The organism is Pannus brasiliensis CCIBt3594, assembly GCF_036688125.1.
In the GTDB taxonomy this organism is placed as follows: Bacteria; Cyanobacteriota; Cyanobacteriia; order Cyanobacteriales; family Microcystaceae; genus Pannus; species Pannus brasiliensis.
Genome location: NZ_JBAFSM010000056.1, coordinates 20,723 through 28,719, shown reverse-complemented (window position 1 = coordinate 28,719; position 7,997 = coordinate 20,723). Strand labels below are relative to the sequence as shown.

Here is a 7,997-nt window from a genome sequence, read left to right as displayed (position 1 = left end):
CTCCTGACTCCTGACTCCTGACTCCTGACTCCTGACTTCTGACTCCTGACTCCTGACTCCTGACTCCTGACTTCTGACTCCTGACTTCTGACTCCTGACTCCTGCCTTCACAGCGCTACGGTATGTTGTGCCTGATGGTATTTCCATAGTTTGCCCTGTCGCGCTAACAGTTCCTCGTAACTGCCCCGCTCGACGATCCGCCCGGCTTCGAGGACGACCACCTCGTCGGCCCGGGCGATCGTCGAGAGACGGTGGGCGATCGCGATCACCGTCCGGCCGAGGGAAAGTTTCTCGATCGAACTCTGGATCGCGCGTTCCGAGACCGAATCCAGCGCGCTGGTCGCCTCGTCGAGAATCAGGATCTCCGGGTCGCGCAGGAGCGCGCGGGCGATGGCGATCCGTTGACGCTGACCCCCGGACAGACGGACCCCCCGATCGCCGAGAACGGTGGCGAACCCTTCCGGTAGTTCCTCGATAAATTCTAGGGCGTGGGCTAACCGGGCCGCCTCGATCACGTCGGACTCGGGAACCCCCTCCAGACCGTAGGCGATATTGTCACGAACCGAGGTATTGAAAATAAACGTATCCTGACTGACGATCGCCATCCTCCGGCGTAGGGAACCGATTTCCAAGCTGGAAAGATCGATCCCGTCGATGAAGATCCGACCCCGCACCGGATCGTGGAAACGGGCGATTAAATCGACTAGCGTGGTCTTGCCGGCCCCGGAAGCCCCCACCAGCGCGGTCATCCGCCCGCGCTCGATCGTCAGATCGATATCCTGGAGGATCAACCGCTCCGGATCGTAACCGAAATCGACCTCGACCAATTCGATCGATCGGGTTAACCCGGCAAAAATCCGAGCGCCATTTTGGAAATAGGGTTTATCGTCGGGGGAGAGAAATCGTCTCACGTCGTCGAGCGAACCGACAAGACCGTTTAACTGCGCCCGGACATTATTGACGATCTGTAGGAGGGGGACAAACCGGAAAAGGACGAAGAAAAAGGTTAACAGCGAGGCGATACTGATTAAATTCCGACTGACGAAAAACGCGAAGGCGAAGATCAACATCCCGACGATCACCGTCGTGGCTAGAGCGTCGGCGAGGGGTTTCACCAACCCCCAAAACCGGATCGACTTCCGGTTCGCCCGGACGATCGCCGCGCTCGCCCGGTAGAATCGACGACGCTCGAAATCCTGCGCCGCGTGCGCTTGAACGGTGCGAATCCCGGAGATAAACTCGATGGCGATCGAGGTGAACTGTCCGCTGGCCCGGGTCGTCTCGAAACTCGCCTCCCGGATTTTCCGGTTTAAGGTGGTCAGGCCGACGGTTAACAGGCTAAACAGCCCGAACGCGATCAGCGTCAGTTTCCAAGAGAGGAGGAAGAGGGAGACCGTGTACACGAGAACGCTGAAGCTCGTGGTGACCAGGAAGGAAAACGCGCTAAACGTTTGCCGTAACCGCTCGATCTCGGTCGTCAGCGTGTTCATCAGTTCCCCGGAGCGACTTTTCGAGAAAAAGCTTAACTGAAAGGCTTGAAGTTGCTCGAAAATTCTAACCCGCAGGCGATCGAGTAATTTTTCTTGGGTGATTTCCGTGCAGACGTGCGCCAGGTAATTGATCGCGCATCGCGTCCAGGTGATGAACAGGATCAGAATCCCGATCCGTTGCACCCGAACGATGGGCGACTCGTCCACCCCGAGAAACACCCGATCGAACCAGAGAATCCCGATCCGGAACGGCTCGGCCTTCGGATCGGTTAAACTTTGGAGGAACGTGACCAACAGACCGATTCCCGCTCCTTCCAAGAGCGCGCCCGCGATCGTCGAGATCAGGGCGAGGATGGCGATGTTCGGAAAATATTTAAACTCTCGGATGATAATATAATTATCTTTCCAAGCTCGCGTATTTTTTACGATTTTGATAATCGATCTGGCGAAAGAAAAAATCATTTTATCTGGGTTTTTGGGGCGAGAGTTCTGATCCCGATTTTCTGGAATTCTAACGGGGAGATGGATGGAGGAAAAAAGAGGAACGGAGCGGCGTTCCCCTTTTCCCGCGAGCCTGTCCGGTTTTGAAAATTCGCGATCGTACTAATTCGGAAAATATTCGCTATAGATCGGGCGAGGAAGCCTCTCCCTTACCCAGATGGGGGACTGTAGCTCGATTTTCCAGAATCGGTATAATCTATCCCGAATCTCGAACGATCGTTTGATTTTAGGAAATCGGTAAAACTCGGTACTTTACGAGAGACCTCCGGCAAAAGTGAGCGTGAAAATCCGAATCCGGCTAACGAGTTTAAAAATATTTAGCGAGAATCTAGGCGTTCGATCTGTTTAGATTTTTTTTACCTCTCCTGTTTTCTCCTGACTTCTATCCCAGGGCGAGATTTTCGATTTTCGCGAGAGGTCCGATAGAGAAAGCGGGGAGAGCGCGACTTCTTGTCTCTCGATCGGGTTCGGTAGCGGGGAATCCGCGAGCGCGACGGGGCGGGGGATATCGAGCGATTCTTTCTGGAATTTTCGGACTATATTTTGTAGCGTTCGGAGAGGGTGTCGGAGGCGTTCTAACTGACGGTGTACTCGGGGATGCCGGTGCGCCCAAAGATCTTTTTCCAAAGCTCTCCAAACTTTCGGATCGTCAATTTCCCGCTCCCGTAGATAGGATTCTAACCAGAGTAAATAATTCAGGCGACCGACGTGCTGGGACTCCCGCCCGTCCGAATTCCAGAAACTTTTCGGGTGAATCCGGTAGCGATCCCAACATTTACTGGACACGTACACGGGGTAATGTAAGAAGATCTTCGAGTGAAAGGCGACATCTTCGAGCGCGTTCCGAAACTCTTCCTCGAATCCCCCGACCTTCTCGATACTCTCGCGACGGATGAGAACACTGCACATACAGGGATAGATCAGGCGGTTTTCTAGGAAAAGCACGAGTTGTTCGGCCGGTTCGATCGAGGTATCGAATCGTCGGCTGGTAACGGTTAGAAAATCCCCCCATTCCTCCTTGGGACTCCGGCGCCAGATACAGGGATTGTTCTCCGTCCAGCTAAACCAGTATTGGGTTCTGCCGTAGAGCATGGCGACCGTCGGGCGCGCTTCGAGCAGGGGAACCTGTTCCGCTAACTTCTGGGGGAACCACACGTCATCCGCGTCCAGAAACGCGATATACTCGCCCCTCGCGTGACGGATGCCCAGATTTCTCGTCGCGCTCATGCCGCGGTTTTCATGGCCCTCGTGATCGACGTAGCGAATTTTGTCCGGGTAGCGGCGGGCGTAATCGAGGGCGATCGCCGTACTCTCGTCGCGGGAACCGTCATCGGCGAGGATCAGTTCCCAGTTCTCGTAGGTTTGCGCCAGAACGCTCTCGATCGCTTCCTCGAAGAAGGTTTCTTTCTTGGCGTTAAAAAAGATAATAATACAGGACACTAACGGTTTTCTAATCATCGGTAAACCACCTCGCTAATTGTCGGGAAAATTCCTCTCCGTTCCAGTCGCCCACTCCCGGACGGGGGAGTTGCCATCGCTCGCTCTGTCGCCAGCAACTTTCCGTCACCGTCGAACAGGCTAGATCGAACCCGGCCGCTCGAACCCCCTCGATCGTCTCCGGCGTGTACCCGCCGAAGGGATAGGAAAAACTCGTCACCGGTCGATCGAGCATCTCTTCTAACCGTTTCTTGCCCTCCCGGATCTCGTCCCGCTGTTCGGCGGGCGGGCGGGCGGGTAGGAAAGGGTGGGTGAGCGTGTGCGCGCCGATCTCGATCGCCTCGCTGTCCGCTAGTTTCTCTAGTTCCGGTCGATCGAGCGGTAGGTCATCGGCCCGGGCCTCTCCCTCTCCCCCGGCCCACCGGGCGATCTCTCGCAATCGCCAACGCCGCTCGTCGTCCGCGAGGGGGAGTAATCTCTGCCAGAGGGAGCGATAGAGATGGAGTCGGGAACCCGGCGGCGCGGTCGTTAGGGAATGGTTCCGGGACGCGTCCGAGTCCGTCCCGACCTCCCAACGCTCGATCTTCCCATCGAACTCTAGCGCGAGCTTTTCCGGCAGTTTCCCGGGCCCGAACAGCCGGCGCGCTAACTCGTCCCACCAGAATTCTTCGCCTTTGCCGATATAGCCCGCGGCCACGAAAACGGTGGCGGGAATCCCGTAAGTTTCCAGTAACGGCCGCGCGTGATACAGGTTATCCGCGTAGCCATCATCGAAGGTGATCGCCACCGCCCGTTCCGGTAGTCGGCCCTCTCGATTCAATCGGGCGAATTCCCGCAAGCCCAGGGGACGGGCCTCGCTCTGAAGAACTTGCAGGTGTTCGGCGAAATTTCGGGGCGAAACGCACAATTCCCAGGGATCGATGTCCGCCGCCGCCACGCGGTGGTACATCAAGATCACCCCCCTCGATCGGGCGAGTCGTTTGCGTACCTTGCGAAACCCCCGTTGTAATCGATTCACGTTTTAACTCCTTAGACCATTTTGAAAATTAAAGGCAACAGGCAATCGGGAATAGTGAGGGCGGAGTGAGGGGATGTAAACCCCGAGAAGAGGCGATCGCCGCGAGGGGGCGAGGCTTCTGACCCGTTGGTCGGCCCCGGGAAATGGTTGCCGGTTTCCCGGGGCCACCCAAAATCTTGACGGTTGCCGGTTCCCGAGGGCCGGAGGTCGGTGATTGTCCCGATCCGGTTACGAGCGCTCGATCGGGATCGTCTCCGGGGGAATTCATGGGTAAGCTCTCGATAGACTAAAAAAATAGGGGAAAATTCCCAATCTCCCGCCAGGATAGGAGGCCGAAGGCGGTCGGCTACAGAAGCGCTCCCTTTTTTTATCTTCCAGAATTATCGAGTTTTTAGAGAGACAAACATGAATCGCGACATCGATAAAATATAAAATCGTTATCGGTTAAAAAATCTTAGAAAACTGACGCTCGAAAAGCTGATAGCTAAAAACCTTTTATCCCGCGTTGGATTTCACCGCCCGGACGGCGATCGTGACCGGAAAACCGGGATGGCGGTACTCTAACTCTTCCCCGCGTAACTCCCGACTCGCCAATCCCTGAAGAAAGGCGATGGCGCTCAAAATATTACCGAAACTTTCCACCTCGAAACTCCCATCGGGGAAAACCTCCTCGAACAGCCTTCGCGCCGATAGGGTGGTGAAATTCCAAAACCAACCGCGACTCCATTCCGGATCGCTCATGGGACTGATACCCGAGATCGTGACCAGGAGAATCCCCCCCGGCTTGAGAATTCGATGGGCCGTTTTCAGGGCCGGTCGGGTTTCGTAAATGAATTGGAGGGTTTGCGTCAGGATAAAGCAGTCGAAACTCTCGTCGGGAATCTGGGGCGCGTCGGTGAGATCGGCCACGATCGTCGCCTCCGGGTTGCCCTCCTCGACGTGTAGCACGTCGCTTCGCGTCACCCGATCGCCCCCGTATCGCTCGGTATACCGCCGATCGGCCATCTCCAGAACCCTCCCTCGAATATCTCCCGCGTGACGGGCGAGAAATTTCTCGATGTAGTAGCGATCGATCGGCTGTCCCCGGCTAAATCCCCAACGGGAATCGATCGGTTCCAGGCGCCGCAGATCCCCCCACCGGGTCATTCCGAGCGGCGGCCGACATTGATAGACGTGCCATCGGTCTTTCAGCCAGCGATAAACCGGGGCGGGTAAAATTCTTTGAGAAAATTGTTTGATTCGTTCTTTATTCATGAGACTTCCCGCAAAGGAACAATTTCTCAACGCTTTTCCAGCTAAAATCACGCGATCGGGATAAATTTGACAGGATTCTCGTTTCTCGTTCGATGAACTTTTGGGATTTGTCCTCCTGACCGGAAAATAAGGGATTACAGGTCTTTCTTTTTCAGGGCAAAATTTCTCGCTCGGAGCGGGGTCGTTTCGGTCGAAGCTTCCCTACTTCCCTCGAAAAACCCGTCGATCGCCCCCTCCGGACTATCGACGCTTCACCATTTTTCGGAGCTTGTCCGGCAGTCTTCGCGCTCGCCCGAGAAATTTCCGCGCCCGGGAGAGAAGCGGGTAGCGATAGGGAAAGAAAGCCCGATCGAGAGCGGAACGAATCTCGCTATCGGCGATTCCCCGCCGATTTAAATAGTTTTCAAACCAAGTTAAAAAGTAAAGGCGAACCCGATCGTAGTTACCGGAGCGACTGACCGTCGCGCAACAAGAATCGGGATGTAATCGGTATTTATCCCAGCACTCGCCGGACACGTAAACGGGGAAATCCAGATAAAATTTCGTTAAAAACGCTTGATCCTCGTACATTTGATAGATTTTACTAAATCCTTCCTCGAAGCCTCCCACCTTCTCTACCGCGTCCCGCCGTAGAAAGAGATCGGTCGGCCCGGGGGGGAGAGCCTCGCCGAGAGGGTAGCACAGGAGCAAGAGGGCCGGGGGAGAGTAGAGGGTATCCGCCGGAACGTAACTATCGGGAATCGAGTCGCGTTGGCTATCCTCGGGCGCGCCGGTCCAACTTTCCCAGTAGAGGCTCTTGCCGTAGATCAGGGCCGCGGAAGGATTCGATCGGGCCAGCGTCACCTGACGCTCTAATTTGTTCGGTAGCCACACGTCATCCGAGTCCAGGAACGCGATATACTCGCCCCGCGCGTGACGGATACCCAGATTCCGGGTCGCGCTCATCCCGCGGTTTTGATGTCCCTCGTGTTCGAGATAGCGGACTTTCTCGGGATAGCGATCGGCGTAACCCCGGGCCAGCGCCGTACTGCCGTCGGTAGAGCCGTCATCGGCGAGGATCAGTTCCCAGTTCTCGTACGTCTGGGCGAACACGCTCTCGATCGCCTCCTCGAAAAACCGCTCGGCATTGAAAAAGATAATGATACTGGAAACTAACGGACGATCGTTCATAATCTTTCAGTTCGGTAACGGCAAGAGCGCGGACTTTCGAGACGGTCGCGGAGATCGACCCTCCCGGATGCCTCCCCCGCGGGATTTACGAGATCCGGCCGGGTTGTCGGTTCTCCCCGGCGAGGGTACGGAGGATATCGATCGACCGGCGTTTCCCGAGTCGGAGACCCAGCGCGAGGAGTTGTAACCACACGCTCGGGGCCCGGCTGGTTCGCAGGGCCTCCCACAACTGGGCGCGCGCGCCGGGAAGATCGTTTTCGGCCAATCGCTCGGGAATCGTGTGGCGGATCGCGTTGACCGCCCAATTCTCCAGGGCTTTCGCCGTCAGTCGAGCGGCGCTCCCGGCGGGTAAATCGGCCTCAAAGATGGCGATCGCCCGGCGCGCGTCCCGGAGATCCGCCGCGCTCCCGAGTTGCCCTCCGGTAATCGAGTTCGCGTGTACCCGATACAGGGCGAGGGGTTCGGTGTCGTACCAGACCGGATAGCGCGCGGCGATCCGGACCCACATCTCCCAGTCCTCGCAACTCCCGGGCAAACGACGATCGAAGCCGCCCAAGCGCTCGTAAACCTCCCGCCGGACGACGATCGAGGGGGTTTGAATCCGTTGTTCCACCGCGATGCGCTCTAGCCAGTTCTCCAGTATCCCGTCGGTCGATCGCTCCAGGGACGAGAGATACAACCAGTGTCCCCGTTCGTCGATGAAGATATGACGGCAGAAAGCCGCCCCGATCTCCGGGTGTCGCGCGAAGGCGGCCCGCATTTTTTCGTAAAAGCCCGGTCGAACCCGATCGTCCCCGTGTAAGAGATGGATCAGTCTTCCGGTGGAACGTTCCAGACCGGTTTGAAAATTTTTGACGTGGCCGACATTGTACGGTTGTCGATAGAAACCGACCCGGCCGCCGCCCACCTCCCGGACGATCGCTTCGAGATCTTCCTCCGGGGAGCAATCGTCGATCACCTCGATCTGCATGATCTCGGGGCCGGGATCTTGGGCGAGTACGTCGGCTAACGTTTCCCGCAGGTAGTCCCCTCGGTTATAGGCGGGAATCATCACCGACCAGAGCGGGCGTACCGCGTTCTCGATCGGGGGAACTCTCGCGCGAAAATTATTTTCACTCATAGAGCAA

Annotated in this window: 6 protein-coding genes; all 6 read right to left on the bottom strand. The window is 56.7% G+C overall.

Annotated features, from left to right (window positions below):
- Positions 1-107: 107 nt before the first annotated feature.
- Positions 108-1,952, bottom strand: coding sequence for a heterocyst formation ABC transporter subunit HepA (gene hepA / locus V0288_RS21255; protein ID WP_332867182.1), 1,845 nt, complete (start codon positions 1,950-1,952; stop codon positions 108-110).
- 384 nt (positions 1,953-2,336) lie between these two features.
- Positions 2,337-3,449, bottom strand: coding sequence for a glycosyltransferase family 2 protein (locus tag V0288_RS21250; protein WP_332867181.1), 1,113 nt, complete (start codon positions 3,447-3,449; stop codon positions 2,337-2,339).
- On the bottom strand, positions 3,442-4,446 hold the full coding sequence (locus V0288_RS21245) for a polysaccharide deacetylase family protein (RefSeq protein WP_332867180.1): 1,005 nt from the start codon (positions 4,444-4,446) through the stop codon (positions 3,442-3,444). The genes V0288_RS21250 and V0288_RS21245 overlap by 8 nt, the downstream gene beginning before the upstream one ends.
- A gap of 495 nt (positions 4,447-4,941) precedes the next feature.
- Positions 4,942-5,700, bottom strand: a complete 759-nt coding sequence (locus V0288_RS21240) for a class I SAM-dependent methyltransferase (protein ID WP_332867179.1) — start codon at positions 5,698-5,700, stop codon at positions 4,942-4,944.
- Positions 5,701-5,940: 240 nt separating this feature from the next.
- On the bottom strand, positions 5,941-6,870 hold the full coding sequence (locus V0288_RS21235; RefSeq protein ID WP_332867178.1) for a glycosyltransferase family 2 protein: 930 nt from the start codon (positions 6,868-6,870) through the stop codon (positions 5,941-5,943).
- A gap of 85 nt (positions 6,871-6,955) precedes the next feature.
- Complete coding sequence (locus V0288_RS21230) at positions 6,956-7,990, bottom strand: glycosyltransferase (protein ID WP_332867177.1); 1,035 nt, start codon at positions 7,988-7,990, stop codon at positions 6,956-6,958.
- Positions 7,991-7,997: the final 7 nt, after the last annotated feature.